Annotated in this window: 13 protein-coding genes and 1 tRNA gene; 8 read left to right on the forward strand and 6 right to left on the reverse strand. The window is 49.9% G+C overall.

The window, feature by feature from the left end:
• A partial coding sequence (locus tag PKI34_12465) for a hypothetical protein (protein ID HNS18623.1) occupies positions 1–577 on the forward strand: 577 nt, incomplete at its 5' end.
• Here the strand turns inward: PKI34_12465 and PKI34_12470 are convergent.
• Entirely contained in the window at positions 574–1,815 is a 1,242-nt protein-coding gene (locus PKI34_12470; GenBank protein ID HNS18624.1) for an ABC transporter permease, read from the reverse strand. The two genes, PKI34_12465 and PKI34_12470, sit on opposite strands and share 4 nt — an antisense overlap.
• Positions 1,816–1,984: 169 nt before the next feature.
• On the opposite strand from PKI34_12470, the gene purH reads away from it, so the two are divergent.
• Genes purH through mreD form a run of 4 tightly spaced genes read left to right on the forward strand, consistent with a single transcriptional unit; the run spans position 1,985 to position 5,893 of the window.
• Positions 1,985–3,508, forward strand: a complete 1,524-nt coding sequence (gene purH, locus PKI34_12475; protein HNS18625.1) for a bifunctional phosphoribosylaminoimidazolecarboxamide formyltransferase/IMP cyclohydrolase — start codon at positions 1,985–1,987, stop codon at positions 3,506–3,508.
• 16 nt (positions 3,509–3,524) lie between these two features.
• A complete protein-coding gene (locus PKI34_12480; protein HNS18626.1) occupies positions 3,525–4,547 on the forward strand; it encodes a rod shape-determining protein in 1,023 nt (340 codons plus the stop codon).
• 9 nt (positions 4,548–4,556) lie between these two features.
• The gene (gene mreC, locus PKI34_12485) at positions 4,557–5,396 is read left to right on the forward strand and encodes a rod shape-determining protein MreC (GenBank protein ID HNS18627.1); all 840 of its coding nucleotides are present in this window, start codon (positions 4,557–4,559) and stop codon (positions 5,394–5,396) included.
• A complete protein-coding gene (mreD, locus tag PKI34_12490; protein ID HNS18628.1) occupies positions 5,393–5,893 on the forward strand; it encodes a rod shape-determining protein MreD in 501 nt (166 codons plus the stop codon). The genes mreC and mreD overlap by 4 nt, the downstream gene beginning before the upstream one ends.
• A gap of 4 nt (positions 5,894–5,897) precedes the next feature.
• Here the strand turns inward: mreD and PKI34_12495 are convergent, their stop codons facing one another.
• Positions 5,898–7,700 (reverse strand): Na+:solute symporter, encoded by a 1,803-nt coding sequence (locus PKI34_12495; GenBank protein ID HNS18629.1) that lies wholly within the window; start codon positions 7,698–7,700, stop codon positions 5,898–5,900.
• Positions 7,701–7,799: 99 nt separating this feature from the next.
• On the opposite strand from PKI34_12495, the gene PKI34_12500 reads away from it, so the two are divergent.
• Positions 7,800–8,900 carry a TlpA disulfide reductase family protein gene (locus PKI34_12500; GenBank protein HNS18630.1) on the forward strand — a complete coding sequence of 367 codons (1,101 nt, stop codon included), beginning with the start codon at positions 7,800–7,802 and terminating at the stop codon, positions 8,898–8,900.
• 3 nt (positions 8,901–8,903) lie between these two features.
• Here PKI34_12500 and PKI34_12505 read toward each other — a convergent pair whose 3' ends face one another.
• Together PKI34_12505 and PKI34_12510 are read right to left on the reverse strand one after the other, a co-directional pair.
• On the reverse strand, positions 8,904–11,060 hold the full coding sequence (locus PKI34_12505; protein HNS18631.1) for a S46 family peptidase: 2,157 nt from the start codon (positions 11,058–11,060) through the stop codon (positions 8,904–8,906).
• A gap of 98 nt (positions 11,061–11,158) precedes the next feature.
• Positions 11,159–12,856, reverse strand: coding sequence for a Zn-dependent hydrolase (locus PKI34_12510; protein ID HNS18632.1), 1,698 nt, complete (start codon positions 12,854–12,856; stop codon positions 11,159–11,161).
• A 113-nt stretch (positions 12,857–12,969) separates the two neighbouring features.
• Between PKI34_12510 and gltX the strand changes: the two genes are divergently transcribed.
• Positions 12,970–14,502: a glutamate--tRNA ligase gene (gene gltX, locus PKI34_12515; protein ID HNS18633.1), complete on the forward strand. Its 1,533-nt coding sequence runs from the start codon at positions 12,970–12,972 to the stop codon at positions 14,500–14,502.
• Positions 14,503–14,551: 49 nt separating this feature from the next.
• On the opposite strand, the gene PKI34_12520 is transcribed toward gltX, so the two are convergent.
• Positions 14,552–14,624 (reverse strand) — tRNA-Gln (locus PKI34_12520).
• 247 nt (positions 14,625–14,871) lie between these two features.
• Between PKI34_12520 and PKI34_12525 the strand changes: the two genes are divergently transcribed.
• Positions 14,872–15,240, forward strand: coding sequence for a four helix bundle protein (locus PKI34_12525; protein HNS18634.1), 369 nt, complete (start codon positions 14,872–14,874; stop codon positions 15,238–15,240).
• A 68-nt stretch (positions 15,241–15,308) separates the two neighbouring features.
• Here PKI34_12525 and PKI34_12530 read toward each other — a convergent pair whose 3' ends face one another.
• Positions 15,309–17,009, reverse strand: a complete 1,701-nt coding sequence (locus tag PKI34_12530; GenBank protein ID HNS18635.1) for a glutamine--tRNA ligase/YqeY domain fusion protein — start codon at positions 17,007–17,009, stop codon at positions 15,309–15,311.
• Positions 17,010–17,140: the final 131 nt, after the last annotated feature.

Raw genomic sequence — 17,140 nt, forward strand, 5'->3', positions numbered from 1 at the left:
CCTGACAGGTATTTGCCTGGCATTCATCAGGAAAGAGAAAAAGATCACCCAAACTTTTCTGCTGCTGACTGCCGTTTTCGTCATTTTCATCATCAAGGCCGGATACAATTTCCCCCATCATAATTATTACATCATCCCTTATGTTCCTGTGATGGCACTGGGCGCAGGCTACCTGATCAGCCTGGTGGACAGGCCGTGGGTGAGATGCGTGCTGACAGCGGTCATCCTGCTGGAGGGGATCGTCAACCAGCAGCATGATTTCAGGATAAAGCCGGAAAACAAGTACCTGCCGGAGCTGGAAGCGTATGCCGACCGGGTGAGCGGGCGGGATGACCTGATCGTGATCAATGGCGGTACCAGTCCGGTGGATATCTATTTCACCCACCGCAGGGGTTGGACCTGCCAGAATGAAGATATTTTCAGCGGAACAGCCCTGGAAGAGGTGGCAGCCAAAGGATGCAGATTCTTCTTTTTAAACAGGAACAGGGTGGCAGGTGATCTGCCGAAGATTCCCCACCCCATCATTTTTGAAAATGAGGACCTGCGGATCTATGACCTGAGGGCTTCCGGTCGTTAAAACGTGGAGCGCATGGCCTTGACAGGATCCAGCCGTGCCGCTGAATACGCAGGGATGAATCCAAAGATCAGCCCGATTCCACCCGACACCAGCAAGGCTATAAGAATGTTCTCCCCGGTCAGGAACAGCTCCATACCGATGGGTTTTTCGGCGATCACCGTGCCAATGTAAACCAGGATCAATCCCAGGATTCCGCCAAACAGGGACAGGAAGACTGCTTCAAAAATAAACTGCAGCAGGATGAAATAGTTTTTTGCCCCAAGTGATTTCTGAATTCCGATCTGGCTGGTCCGTTCCTTAACGGAAACAAACATGATGTTTGCAATGCCAAATCCCCCTACAAGGAGCGCAAATCCCCCGATGATCCATCCGACGATGCTGATCACTCCAAAGATCTTATCCAGGAAAGCCGTTAGCTGGCTGATCTCGCCAATCTCAAAATTATCTTCAGCCGAAGGTTTTAGTTTCCTGATGGAACGCATCACGCCGATGAGTTCATCCTTTAACTCCTCCGTTGAGACATTTGTTTTTGCCTTGACCATGATCGTCATCCCAATTTCGTTGGTGTTCACATAGTTCCTGGCAAAATTGATGGGCAGTAAAAGCTGCGAATCGTGACTGTTCCCGAAATTATCGCTCCCCTCTTTTGCGATCACCCCGATCACTTCCACTTTGCTACCCATCACTTTGATATCCTTCCCGATGGGATCCAGGTTTTCGAAAAGGTTCACAGCAATTTCATGGCCTATGATGGCGACCGGCTTTCCACTGGCTGATTCAATGGGAGTGAAATACCGTCCATCGGCCAATTCAAAGGAAATGACCTTATCATAATCCTGTGAAACAGCATGAACGGTAGCATTCTCCACATAATTACCCTGATATTTGATGGTCCGCGAAAGGGCAAAATCAATGGCTGCCGCTTCCGCCGCCTGGGTTCTGCGCTGGACCTCTCTCAGGTCAGTGATCGATGGTTCAGGCCGGTTCCAGTACTTCCACCAGGGCATGTTGGCATCTCCAATCATGGGCCACTTGGTGACAAAAAGGACATCATTGCCCAGTGTTGAAAGGCTGTTTTTAATGGCCATTTCCATGGAATCAAAAACAGTGAACACGGAAATGATCGAAAAAATACCGATGGTTATGCCGCTCAATGAGAGTACCGTCCGGACCTTATTGATGACGATCGCATTGATGGCAAACAAATAACTTTCGATCAGGAGTTTAAAAAAAAGCATCGCAGTTTTTGAATGGATGTGTAAAGGTATAATTATTATTAATTTTTAATAGGGATTTCATTGTTTTATGCCCTGATTTTTAATAACATTGCAAACTTTTTAAGAATCAGGACCCTGCCGGTACCATCATTTCAGGCGCCGGTCACCTATTCTGGTGTTTTTTTTCATCATGGACGACATCAAAAAGATCAAAACTGCCCTTATATCAGTCTATTCAAAAGATAAGCTGGAGGATATCGTTCGGATACTGGAAAAGAACGAGGTGGACATCTATTCGACCGGCGGAACCTATGATTTCATCCAGAATCTGGGAATCAGGGCCCAGACGGTTGAATCGCTCACCTCATATCCAGGGATACTCGGAGGAAGGGTAAAAACGCTTCATCCCAAGATATTCGGAGGGATCCTGGGCCGCAGGGATCATCATGAGGACCGGATGCAGATGGACTTTTACCAGATCCCTTCCATTGACCTGGTGATCGTGGATCTCTATCCGTTTGAGGAGACCATACGCAGTACCGGTGATGAGCACGAGATCATTGAAAAGATCGATATCGGGGGAATTGCTTTGATAAGGGCCGCTGCCAAAAATTTCCACGATGTGGTGGTGGTTCCCTCCTCGGATCTTTACGATGTCTTTGTTGATCTGTACACAAAACATCAGGGCGCTTTCACACTGGATGAACGAAAATGGTTTGCCCTTCAGGCATTCAATGTCAGTTCACATTACGATACCCTCATTTACCAGCATTTCAGGCATGGAGAACCAGGTGCCTTCAAACAGAGCATCCTCCATGCAAATCAGCTTCGTTACGGAGAGAATCCGCACCAGGATGGCATTTTCTACGGTCATCCCGGGGAAGTGTTCACACAGCTTCAGGGAAAAGCAATCTCATACAACAACATAGGTGATCTTGACGCTGCCCTGCATCTGATCAGTGAATTTGATGAACCCACCTTCGCCATCATCAAACATAACAATGCCTGCGGACTGGCCAGCCGGCCAGACCTGACACAGGCCTGGAAGGATGCCCTGGCGGCAGATCCGTTATCTGCCTTCGGCGGCGTGCTGGTTACAAATGCTCCCATCGGACTTGCCTGTGCACAGCAGATCCATTCCCTCTTTTTTGAGATCATCCTGGCTCCCGGGTTTGAAAAAGAGGCACTGGCACTGCTCGGAACAAAGAAAAATAGAATAATTTTGCAACAGAAACAGGTTTGTCTGCCTGATCGTACTTTTCGTTCCGCATTAAACGGAGTCATCGAACAGTCAAAGGACCTGAAAACCGAAACGGTGACGGATATGAAACCGGTCACGCGTGATGTACCTTCCCGACAGGAACTGAACGATCTGGTTTTTGCCAACAAGATCGTCAAGCATTCCCGTTCGAATGCCATTGTGCTGGCAAAGAACAAACAATTACTGGCCAGCGGAATAGGTCAGACATCACGGGTGGACGCGCTAAAACAAGCCATCGCAAAGGCCAGGGGATTTGGTTTCGGTCTGCAGGGAGCCGTGCTGGCATCAGATGCGTTCTTCCCGTTTGCCGATTCGGTGGAAATTGCGCATGCCGCGGGAATTACGGCGATCGTACAACCCGGAGGTTCGGTCAGGGATCAGGATTCGATCGATTTTTGCGACACGCATCATGTTGCAATGGTTTTTACGGGTATCAGACATTTTAAACATTAAATAACGGGATTATCCAATGGGACTTTTATCATTTTTAACAAAAGAAATTGCCATCGATCTGGGGACAGCCAACACGATCATCATTTATAACGACAAAGTGGTCGTCGATGAACCATCCATCGTGGCATTGGAGCGAAGCACCAATAAGATCCTCGCTGTCGGGAAAAAGGCGATGATGATGCATGGGAAAACCCATGAAAACATCCGGACGATACGCCCGCTGAGGGACGGAGTGATCGCTGACTTTCAGGTGGCCGAGTATATGATCCGGGAACTGATCAAAATGATCGGATTTACCAATTCGATCTTTCCCCCGGCCCTTAAAATGGTCATCTGCATCCCCTCAGGGATAACGGAAGTTGAGGAAAGAGCGGTAAAAGATTCAGCCGAACAGGCCGGGGCAAAGGAAGTCAGGCTGATCCACGAACCTATGGCTGCAGCCATCGGGATCGGCATCGACGTACTGGAACCAACCGGTAATATGGTCATCGACATCGGCGGCGGAACCACGGAAATTGCCGTCATCGCTCTTGGCGGAATTGTGAACAATAAATCCATCCGAATAGCCGGCGACGACATGAATGCCGATATCGAAGAATACATGCGGAAACAGCATAATATCAACATCGGCGAACGGACGGCCGAGCGCATCAAGATCGAAGTGGGCGCAGCCATGACCGAAATTGACAATCCACCCGATGATTTTGCGGTTCATGGCCGCGACATGCTGTCAGGCATACCCAAAGAGATCACGGTTAACTACTCTGAAATTGCCCACGCACTGGATAAATCCATTTCCAAGATCGAAGCTGCGGTACTGAACGCCCTGGAAATGACCCCCCCTGAACTGTCGGCCGACATCTATCGCACAGGTATTTACCTGGCTGGCGGTGGATCTCTGCTCAGGGGCATGGACAAACGTATACAACTCAAGACCAAACTGCCGGTTCACATGGCCGACGATCCCCTCAGGGCTGTTGCCCGGGGTACAGGAATCGCTCTGAAGAACTTCAATAAGTTCCCGTTCCTTATCAAGTAATCGTTCCCGATGCGAAACCTGTTTGCATTCCTTCTAAAAAATAACTTTCTCATTCTGTTCATGATTCTGGAAATAATCTCCATTATCTTGATTTCCAATCATTCATATTACCAGCGAACCGTCATCATCAATTCCACAAACCAGGTTACAGGATCCATCAATCGTTCATTTCATTCGGTTGTCAACTTTTTTTTACTTAAAAAAGTGAATCAGGACCTTGCTGAAGAAAATGCCATCCTGCGTTCCATTCTCAGCGATTCCCTTACCGTTGGAGAAATAGAGGATATCCTTGTCAGGGATACCGTTTACGGACAGGTCTATCAGTATGTCCCTGCCAGGGTGGTGAGCAATACGGTAAATAAGGCCAATAATTTCATCATGCTGAATCAGGGTATCCTTCACGGGATTCGGAAAGATATGGCGGTGGTTGCCCCGGATGGCATTGTTGGAATCGTCAAGGAGGTCTCCCGGAATTTCAGTACGGTGTTGCCGATTTTGCACAGCCAGACAAAAATCAGCGCAGCGATCAAAAATACGAACCAACTGGGAACATTGATGTGGAACGGCCTCAGCTACAGGTACGGCACCCTCACGGATGTGCCTACGCACGCCGTGGTTGCGATCGGGGATACGGTGATCACCAGCGGAATGTCCCAGATCTTCCCCAAAGGGATCCTGATCGGTACGGTCAGCGATATCGACATGGACGAGGGAGATAATTTCTATACCCTGCGGATCGATTTTTCGGTGGACTATAACAGCATGGGAAATGTTTATATAGTCAAGGATTTTCACAAAGAAGAATTTGACAGATTGCGGGAAGCAACCGGAATGGAAGAAATACAATGACCATCAGGAATATCATACGGTTCGTGGTATTGGTTTTGATCCAGGTCTTCATCCTGAACAACATCAACTTCAGGGGTTACCTGGATCCTTACCTGTATGTGTTGTTCATTCTGCTGCTTCCATTTGAGACTCCGGGGTGGATGCTGCTTCTGTCATCCTTTCTGATCGGGTTTTTTGTCGATCTGTTCTCCCATACGCTGGGAATGAATGCAGCTGCGTCGGTCTTTATGGCATTCATGCGACCAACGGTGCTACGGCTGCTGTCGACCGGCAGAGACTATGACACATCGCTGCCGCCCGGTATCAGTGGCCAGGGATTCCAATGGTTTCTGCTCTATTCCCTGATCCTGATCTTCCTGCATCATTTGGTTCTGTTCCAGCTTGAAGCGTTCGGATTCCATGACTTCCCGGCCACCCTCTACCGCATCCTGGTCAATACGGTTTTTACGACCCTGCTCGTTCTTTTAAGTCAGTTCCTGTTTATGAAAAGAAAATAATACCCTACCGGATGACCTTTTCCCATCCCATTTTTTTCATGTTCCTGTAAATGAGCAAACCGCAAAGAAAAGCCCCAAAAGCACAGATGGATGCAGAAAGATAGGCCTTGAAAATGAGCTGGCCTATACCGAACAGGAGGAACAAAACAAGGCCACAGCCGGCAAACCAATTCATGAACAACGTATTAAATCCCGTATCACCCTGAACATCAGGTAATTCCCGGGCTATTCTTTTCCATCCCGCTCCCCCGGGATGAACACGCCTGAAAAAATCCCTGAGCTTTTCATCGGAAGTGGGCCGGGTCAGGAAGGTGACCACCACCCAGACAACGGTTGACCAAAGGACGATGATCATGAGGGTCAGTTCGTACTCAACACCCCGTGCTCTGAGGAACGGGTAGATGGCATAAGGTGCCAGCATGGCTGCAATTTCCGACCAGGCATTGATACGCCACCAGAACCACCTGAGGATCAGCACCAGGCCGATGCCCCCGCTGCAGGCAAGAATGAATTTCCAGGCATCGCTGATCCTGGTGAACTGTGTGGTCACGATCAGTGATAACACGATCAAAATGAAGGTGGTTATGCGGGAAACCTTGACATAATACTTTTCGGAGGCGCCGGGTTTGATATAGGGCCTGAACAGGTCGTTGATGACATAAGATGTGCCCCATACCGTTTGAGAGGCCAGTGTCGACATAAAGGCAGCGAGAAAGGCAGCCATCAGCAATCCCTGAAGCCCTGCGGGAAGCAGATCCCGTATGACCATGACATAGGTGGCTCCTTTATCGGGTTCATCGGGATAGAGTACCAGCGCCACCAGACCTACGATGATCCAGGGCCACGGACGCAGCGCAAAATGAGCGATCTGAAACCACAGGGTGGCCAGCAGGGAGTGTTTCTCGTTTTTGGCCGACATCATGCGCTGGGCAACATACCCGCCACCTCCGGGTTCGGCGCCCGGATACCAGCTGGCCCACCACTGAACCCCCAGATAGGCAATGAATGCGACCACACTCATCTTTAACACACCACTGGCGGTACTTACTGGATCCGGCGCAGTTTCCAGCGTCGGGGTGAACTTGAACAACCAGGCGGGCAACTGTGCTTTCAGCCCTTCAATTCCACCGATTTGAGGGGCTTTTATTGCAAAAACGGCCAGAATGATGCAACCCGTCATGGCCATGATGAACTGAAATGAATCCGTATACGATACACCCCATAATCCCGACAGGGAGGAATAAACGGCCACGAACAGCATGATGCATCCCACCACCAGTAAGTGCGATGACAAGGTAATCCCCAGAAAATTCACCTGGCTGATGCCGAAAAATAAGACTTCCGGAAACATCACCTGCAGGATCTTCACCATGGCCAGATTGACCCAGGCAATGACGATCATGTTCATGAAGATCCCGATATACACGGCCCTGAATCCACGCAAAAAATCCGCAGCTTTCCCCGAATAGCGGATCGAAACAAATTCGCAGTCCGTCAGAATGCCTGCCCGCCGCCACAACCGTGCAAAAAAGAATACCGTGAGCATCCCTCCCAGCAGCATGTTCCACCAAAGCCAGTTACCGGCAATGCCATTTTGCGCCACCAGCTCGGTGACCGCCAGCGGAGTATCAGCAGCAAAGGTCGTTGCCACCATGCTTGTTCCGGCAATATACCAGGGGAGGTTCCTGCCGGTCAGGAAAAAGTCACTGGTGCTCCTGCTCGCCCTTTTCGACAAGTAAATGCCAATGGAAATGCTTACCAGAAAATAGACCCCGATAATCAACCAGTCAATGCCTGATAGAACCATGTTCGTCGTCCTCCCTTGCTTTTTTTTCGCTAATTAAGGTAAATTCTCTGAGATTATTCTTATACTTTTGCATAACTTTTAACTTTTACAGAGTGACATATGAGAAACTTACTGCTGGCAATACTCGTGATTTTCCTGCTGGGAGCCTGTACAACCACAACGCAAGACGGATATACGATCAAGGGATCGGTCAGCGGGCTGGCCGGTAATGTTGTCCTGTTGCAGAACCGCCAGGGCGGAACCTGGGTCACCCGGGATTCGGTAGCGGCTTCTCAGGGAAATTTTGAAATGACAGGAAAGGTTATCACACCTTCCATGATGTACCTGCGCTTCGAGGGAACCCCGGGCAGAGTGCCCATCTTCGTGGAAAATGCTGCCATTACCATCACCGGTTCCACCGACAGCCTCGACAGGATAGGGATATCAGGTTCTGCGAGCCATGCTGAATATACTGCCTATGTGCATTCAAAAGACCTGCTCTATCAAAGGTACAAGGAGCTGTCGGAACAATACCTGCTGGCTGATTCTGCGGGGAATGAAGACGGCAAGAAGGCCATTGATGAAGAGTTCAGAATACTGGAAAAAAAGGACAAGGACGACATGATCCAGTTCATTCTCGGGCATCCAGCATCTTTCGCTGCGGCCTACATTGCGCGAACCGATTCCTACATGCTGGAACTGGAGGATCTTGAAAAAATCACGGACGCGTTTTCCCCTGCCCTGGATTCGTCACAATATGTAAAGGACCTGAAAGAAAGAGTGGTCATACTGAAAAAAGTGGCAATTGGGCAGCCGGCTGTCGATTTCACCATGGCCGACTCCGCCGGCAATCCGGTATCCCTCTCCTCATTCAGGGGTAAGTATGTCCTGGTGGATTTCTGGGCTTCCTGGTGTCAGCCGTGCCGTGTTGAAAATCCCAATGTGGTTACCTGTTACAGGGATTTCAGTCCATTGGGCTTCGACATACTCGGTGTTTCCTTCGATCGCAACAAGGAAGAGTGGTTACAGGCTATCGCAGAGGATACTCTGACCTGGACCCACGTTTCGGATCTTTCGTTCTGGGACAATGCCGCAGGTAAGCTCTACGGAATCAACTCCATACCCTCGAACGTGCTGCTGGATCCCGGGCAGGTCATCATCGCGAAGAATCTTCGCGGAGAGGATCTTCGGGTCAAACTGGAGAATATTTTCTCAGAATAAGCTTCAGCCTTTCAGCGTCATCTCCCTCACAAGATGCTTCGCTCCGGCATATTTGTCAATGATAAACAGAACATACCGGATGTCAACATTGATCGTGCGCTGCAATGCAGGTTCAAACGCAATATCGCCGCTCATCGCTTCCCAGTTGCCGTCGAATGCGATCCCGATGAGTTCCCCGTTACCGTTGATCACCGGGCTGCCTGAATTTCCGCCCGTGATATCCGTATTGGTGAGAAAACAAACATACATCTTGCCCTTCTCGGCATAGATCCCAAAGTCTTTCTTCTGATAAAGCTCCTTCAGTTTCTCCGGTACGATGAACTCCTCATTGGAGGGATCCTCCTTTTCCATGACACCCTCCAGGGTCGTGTAATATTCATAATGGACCGCATCTGCCGGAAAGTAATCCAGCACCTGGCCGTAGGTCAGACGCATGGTGCTGTTGGCATCCGGGTAAAAAACCTTGCCGGGCGACATCTCGCGCAATCCTGCAATGAAAAGCCGTTTGGCACGGTCAATCTTTGGTCCGACCTCGGCCGACATCCCATTCATCCCCATTAAGCCCTGATAGATGGAAATTGTCACCTGCTGCATCAGGTCTTTCTGTAATTTCTTCAGGACAGGTTTTGCCAGGAATGTTTCATAATTTGTCTTTGTTGAAAAGATGGAGGTAGCGAATGCTTCCTGTGCAAATGCCTGAAAATCATTTTTATATTTAGGAGTGATGATCCTGGTAAAGATGTCGGGCATCAGGTCGGCCGGAATGTTTTCAAAAAGCATTTTCAGGGCTTCCGCATAGATCTTCTGTTCCGTTGCAGGGTCATAATCCTTGAAGTGTTCTTCCGACCGGGCATAAAAGGCAGCCAGGTCCTCCTGTGTTACGTTTTTATTGGCCAGCACACCTTCCAGTCCCATGTTCTGCAAGGGAAAGATCATGGCTGAAGATACGAAAAGGGGCATCTGGTAATACCAGATCGCCTTCTGAATCTGTTTTTCTTTCAGAAAGCCATAACCTTCCTTCAGATCCGAAAGTACGTTTCCGTACTTCTGCTTTCTTGCCGGATCTGCATTGATCCATTGTTCAAACTGATCTTCAAGGGCTTTTTTCTCATCCTGGACCCGGAGTCTGTTCAGTCCCCTGCTTTCCCCGATCTTATTTTTCCAGAAATTGGCCAGGTTGGCGTACTTGGATGCATATTGAATATCGACGGTCTTGTCGGCATCCATTTGTTGCTTCAACAGGGGAAGCATGATATTGCCGGCATGGATGATCGCCGGATTCTGGTCCTTCAGGGTAAGTTCGATACCGTAGGATGTACGGTAACGGTCGGTTTGTCCGGGATACCCCCAGATCATGGCGAAGTCGTTTTCTTTGTAACCTTTCACGGATACCGGCAAGTGGTAGGGAGCCTTGAAGGGGATATTTTCTTTGGCGTAGGGTGCCGGGCTGCCATCCGGTCCGGTATAGACCCGGAACATGCTGAAATCGCCCGTATGCCGCGGCCACATCCAGTTATCCGTATCCCCGCCGAATTTACCGATGGCCGAGGGAGGAGCTCCCACCAGACGCACATCCATATAGGTCTGGTAGACAAACAGGTAATATTCATTCCCCTCAAAAAAATCAACCACCTGCACATCATATTTTCCATCTTCAGCTGCCTCGTCTTCCAGTTTTTTCATAGCTGCCGATATCGCCTGCTGGCGATCTGCCTCGGTCATATCTTCTGTGACTCCTTCAAGCACCTTTGCGGTCACGTCCTCCATCCGGATGAAAAATGTGGCAGTAAGCCCTTCATTGGGCAATTCCTCATCCCTGGTCATGGCCCAGAATCCATCGGTCAGGTAATCATGATCGATGGAACTGTGGGTCTGGATGGCGTCGTAACCACAATGATGGTTGGTGAGCATAAGTCCCTCCGGGGAAACAACCTCGGCTGTACAGAAACCACCCAGGTTGACAATGGCGTCCTTCATACTTGAATGATTGATGCTGTAGATCTCATCCGCAGTCAGCCTGAGCCCGAGCTTGCGCATCTCCTCATGATTCAGCTGCTCAACAAAAATAGGCAGCCACATTCCTTCGTCCGGCGGATTGCCGGCAGATAAACCCTGAGCGATGGTCACCATCATCAGGCACACTAAAAAAAGTTTTTTCATGGTAATTCGTATTATGATCATTGTTAAATGGTTAAACTTTCAAATTGTTAAATCGTCATCCCGCCCCGAATGGGGAGGGGCAGGGGTGGGGCCGCTGCCTACTCCATCTCCATCACGCTTTTCCCCTGGTTAAAGACGATATCAACCGGAATGCCGGAACTGTTCAGCCGGTCGAGGTCGGCCTGAAGCTGCGGCATGATCACCCCTTTCTCAGCGATCCACTGTTTGGCCAGGTCATAATTGCCATCGCCCTGCACGTGCAGGATATCCTGTACGAGTGTGGTCATGGCTGCCTTCATTTTTTCAAAATCGACCGTAAAGTAACCCTGTTCACTGCGTGTGAAGACTCCTTTTTCCTCGAAATAATTGAACCGCATCATATTGGCTTTCCCGTGAGCGCTTGCAGCTCCGAAACGGCTGGAGCGGAAAATGCCGGCAAAAAAGGTAATGTAGCTTTCCTTCAGGGCTTCTTCGGTGATCTCTCCCATCTCATACAATTTCGTCATCAGGAACAATCCCATGATATCGGCCTTCCCCTCTTCAAGGGCAGAATACTGCTCTTTCAACGCATTTCTGACCGTTCCCTTTCCGTTGACGGTGTTCTTGATCCCCATTCCGTGTGACACCTCGTGGAACATGGTATTGCTGAAAAAGGCATCAAAAGTTACGTATTTTTGCTGCTCCGGATCGATGATCATCTGGGCAATGGGAACCACTATTTTATCAAATTTGGCCCGCATGGCATTCTTCAGCTGCAACTTGCGGCTGCCTGCCTGGAGTTGCACTTCTTCATCATTGGGTAGATTGATGGCAATGGTCTTGCTGCCCGAGTTGCAATCGCCCGCATAATAAATGACATCGTATGCATTCAGGTCGGCATCGATGCCTGGTTTTTCCTGTTTGTACGCATCTTCAACGGGAAGGCCTTTCTGCATGTCGGGAAGCATGGCTGCATATTTGGCCAGCCGCTGGCTCCATTCATTATCCTTGATCAGAATGAAGGATTCAAAGGCAGCTTTGTAACCAAACAAGGCGTCTTCATAGTTTTCGATCGGTCCCACCACGAAATCGAGGTTCGAATCCTTCATGTCAAGCCAGGCAAAGTCACTGGCCTGATAGTCGTCCGTCAGCAAAGCTTTTGCCCGGATGGTAAGATAATTTTTTAAACCTTCATTTTCAGCCAGTTCAGCCGCCTTCGTCATCAGGGAAGCTGCCTGCTGGATCTTTGCGGCATAAGCTTCGTGGTACCAGACGCAACGCAGGGTTCCATCGTCATTCCGGCGTATGAGTGTGTACAGACTGGCCTTGTTGGGGTCGGCAAATGCCTCAAATTCCTCTCTGGTCATATCCAGGGGATAAAAATTCGCTCCTGCCGGTTTTGCACCAATACCCTCGATAAACGACCGGTTATTGTCGAGCCGGTCCCACGGACCATAGTTGATCAGGGCAAAGTCCCTGGTGTTCGGATCCTGTATTTTCCCAAGAAAAGCTTCTTTATTTCCCAGTGTCTGCTGCCAGTAGAGGTCATCCATGATCCGGGCAACATCCATCAGGATGGAAAGGATCTGTTTCTCATTGGCGCTCAGGTGGCTGATATCAGCCTGGAGGTCCACCGGGGCATAGATCGCCAGACGGGCATCCACCTGGGCCTGCGAAGCTGGAGGATAAGCTCCGAGCTGGGGCAGGATGCCGGTATGGTTGGTTTCCTTCTGATCTTCGGTCATTACGGTCTTTGTGGTGCAAGCCGCAAGGGACATCATTGCTATTGCGATTCCTGCAATTGTGAGTTTTTTCATTGTGGATCAATAATTATTGTTGCATTAAGCGTTTGTACAACGGGCAAAATTAGTCAATCTTCCCTTAATTCAAAGCAGGATGTGTATCTTTGTCGCTCTATTTCAATGATTTTATGGAGGCATCACGCGAGGTAAGGGTACGGTTTGCTCCGAGTCCCACAGGTCCGCTTCATATCGGAGGGGTTCGCACGGCACTGTATAATTATTTGTTAGCCAGGCAAAAGAAAGGAAAATTCATTCTTCGCATCGAAGATACGGACCAGGGTCGGTTTGTACCCGGGGCAGAAGATTATATCATCGAGTCGCTCCACTGGATCGGATTGAGGTTTGATGAAGGCATCCGCGAGGGGGGACCGTATGCTCCGTATCGCCAGTCGGACCGGCAGGCCATTTACCGGGAATACGCCGAACAGCTTGTCGCATCCGGAAATGCCTACTATGGATTTGATACACCCGGAGAGCTGGACGCGATGCGCAAGCGGCTGGAAGGGGAAAAAGCGGTCAACACCAGCTACAGCTACCTCTCCCGTATGGCGATGTCCAACTCGCTAACGCTGACCGATGAGGAGGTCAGGCACAAAATGGCATCCGGACATCCCTATGTCATCCGTTTCAGGATCCCCGCTGATGAGGAAGTGCGGGTGTTTGACCTGATCCGCGACTGGGTCGTGGTGCATTCCTCCACCCTGGACGATAAGGTGCTGTTCAAGTCCGACGGCATGCCCACCTATCACCTGGCCAACGTGGTGGACGACCACCTGATGAAGATCACGCAGGTGATCCGCGGGGAAGAGTGGCTGCCTTCCCTGCCGCTGCACGCTCTTCTTTACAGGGCCTTTGGATGGGAAGAGCCGGAATTTGCCCATTTGCCGCTGTTACTGAAGCCCGACGGCAAGGGAAAGCTTTCAAAGCGCGACGGCGACCGGCTGGGATTTCCCGTTTTCCCGTTGCAGTGGAAAGATCCGTTCACAGGGGAGGTATCCACCGGCTACCGTGAATCGGGCTATTTCCCCGAAGCGTTCGACAACATGCTTGCCTTCCTGGGATGGAATCCGGGGACGGAAAAGGAGCTGTTTTCAATGGAGGAACTCATCGAAGCTTTTTCCATAGAGCGGGTGGGCAAATCAGGATCCCGTTTTGATCCTGAAAAAGCCAGGTGGTATAACCGGCAGTACCTGCAGCAGCGTCCGGTGGATGAGTTGGTGGGCCGGTTCCGCACGGTACTGGAGGCGAAAGGCATTCAAGCAGATGACTCACTAATCCGAAACGTGGTGGAGATGGTAAAGGAGCGCGTGGATTTTGTGAAGGATATGTGGGATCAGTCGTGGTTTTTTTTCAAGGCCCCGGAGCATTATGATCCGGAAGTCGTCAAAAAAAGATGGAAGGAAGAAACACCTGCCAGGATGGCTGAGGCCGTGTCGCTGCTGAAAACTATCGATCCTTTTACCTCAGCAAACATTGAAGCGGAGCTAAAGGAGTGGATAGAGGATAAGGGCTATGGCACGGGGCAGGTGATGAATGCACTGCGGCTGTGCCTTGTCGGGGCCAGTTCAGGGCCGCATTTGACGGACATCATGGAGACCATTGGGAAAGAGGAGACGGTAAGCAGGATCCTTAGAGGAGTTGATGCTCTTTCCGGGACTTAAATTTGGAATTTATGGGGGCAGCGCCGTGAGCGGCGCTCCCCCTTTCCTGTTGCCCGACTAGGGCTCGAACCTAGACTTTTCTGATCCAGAGTCAGACGTGTTGCCAATTACACCATCGGGCAAAATGCAGGGTGCAAAGATATCCATTTTTAAGAAATTTCATACTCGGGAGGGCTTTTTTTCAATAGCCATTAACGATTAACGAAGTAGAGGGAGAGGGGGAAGGAAAAGGAGAGGGGAGAAAGGAAGGAAGAGATTAGAAATAAATTAGTTTGCGGGTGAAAAATTTTGCCTGGATAGGGTCACATTTAAGGGGATTTGGGGATTAACAGTAAAAACCCTATGGAAAATAAAACTAAAATTCTCCACATGGAGAATCGTCTGGTCGATTTTGTGGTGCGAATCCAGGAAGTCATCAAGTATTTCCCCAATACGTATTTCCACACCCAGCTTGCAAATCAGATCAGCAGGGCTTCAACGTCAACGGCATTGAATTATGCAGAAGCACAGAGCACAGAATCGTTAAAGGATTTTGTTCATAAAATGAGGCTTGTTCTAAAGGAACTCAGGGAATGCCATGTTGCCTTAAAAATCCTCTCACACAACAGGGATCTTGATGATATCCATGAACTGGCAGACCTTGTAAAAGAAAATGACGAACTGGTGGCCATCTTTGTTAAAAGCATACAAACAGCTGAGAAAAATATAAAATCAAAAGCTGCCGGCACTAATCTCTGATCTCCTCCCTCCTTTCACACCTCTCCTTCTCCTTCCACCTCTCCCTCTATCTCGTCAATCAGCGATGGCTATTCTTTCGAGACGATCTTCGCCCAGGTATCTTTCAATGTCACTGTCCGGTTGAAGACGAGCTGCCCTGGTGTGGAATCCGGATCCACGCAAAAATAGCCGAGCCTGATGAACTGGAATTTATCGAGGGTCCGGGCATTTTGCAAAGAAGGCTCGGCGTATCCCCTGATGATGCTCAATGAATCAGGATTCAGGAATTCCTTGTAGTCCCTGTCTTTGTGGTTTGATGGATCTTCGTCAACGAACAGGCGGTCGTACAGCCGGATCTCTGCCGGCAATGCGTGCGGGGCCGAAAGCCAGTGGATCGTACTTTTCACCTTGCGGCTGCTCTGCTCACCTCCGCTTCGCGTTTCAGGATCGTAGGTGCACTGTATCTCCGTTATTTGTCCGGTGGAGGGATCCTTTACGACCTTTTCGCACCTGATGATGTAAGCTCCTTTCAACCGCACTTCATTCCCGGGCGACAACCGGAAATACTTCGGAGGAGGTATTTCCATAAAGTCATCCTGCTCGATGTACAACACACGTGAGAACGGGACCTTTCGTGTCCCGGCGTTTTCATCTTCCGGGTTGTTCACCAGTCCCACCTCTTCCGTTTTGTTTTCCGGATAATTGGTAATGACCACACGCAGGGGGTTGATCACGGCCATCACCCGGGGGGCTTTTTTGTTCAGGTCTTCCCGGATGCTGTGTTCCAGCAGTGAAACATCAATGGTGTTATCCCTCTTGGCCACGCCAATCTTGTCAGCGAAATACCGGATGGATTCGGGTGTGTAGCCCCGGCGCCTCAGGCCGCAGATGGTGGGCATCCGTGGATCGTCCCATCCCCTGACGTATCCGCCTTCCACGAGCTCCAGCAGTCTGCGTTTGCTCATGATCGTATAGCTCAGGTTCAGACGGGCGAACTCGATCTGCTGGGGGCGGTATTTTGAGGCAATGACCTGGTCCAGGAACCAGTCGTAGAGCGGCCGGTGCACTTCGAATTCCAGGGTGCAGATGGAATGCGTGATGCCTTCCAGGTAATCCGACTGCCCGTGGGCATAATCATACATGGGATAGATGCACCACCGGTCGCCGGTGCGGTGGTGCGTGGCGTGAAGAATGCGGTACATCAGTGGGTCGCGCAGAAGCATGTTCGGGTGGGCCATGTCGATCTTCGCCCTCAGCACCCTGGATCCATCCGGAAATTCGCCGGCATGCATCCGCCTGAAAAGATCCAGATTCTCCGCAACCGACCGTTCACGGTATGGACTGTGCTTGCCCGGCGTTGTGACGGTTCCCCGCTGCTCGCTGACCTCCTCGGCCGACTGGTCATCCACATACGCTTTCCCCTCCTTGATCATCTTTTCAGCCCACTCGTATAACTGCTCAAAATAATCCGAAGCATAATACAGCCGGTCTTCCCAGTCAAATCCCAGCCACCGCACATCTTCCATGATCGAATTCACGTACTCTTCTTCTTCCTTCGTGGGATTGGTATCATCAAAACGGAGATTGCAGTTCCCGCTATATTTCTTTGCCAGCCCGAAATTCAGACAGATCGACTTGGCGTGGCCGATGTGAAGGTACCCGTTGGGCTCGGGAGGAAAGCGGGTGTGAACACGCTTTTCATTCTTACCCTCAAAAATATCTTTTTCAATGATCTGCTCAATGAAGTTCAGGGAACGGGAAGGCTCGTTGCTGACAGTTGTATTGTCCATCGCATGTAAAAATTAAGGTGCAAAAATAGAAAAAAAGCTGCAGGCTGCAAGTTGCAGATTGCAGGCTAGAAAGTTTGGGACAAAAAAGAAATTAGTTAAATCAATTTTTCTCAGTTTAGATGGGTAAGGTA

It is taken from the genome of Bacteroidales bacterium (assembly GCA_035342335.1).
Classification (GTDB): domain Bacteria; phylum Bacteroidota; class Bacteroidia; order Bacteroidales; family JAGONC01; genus JAGONC01.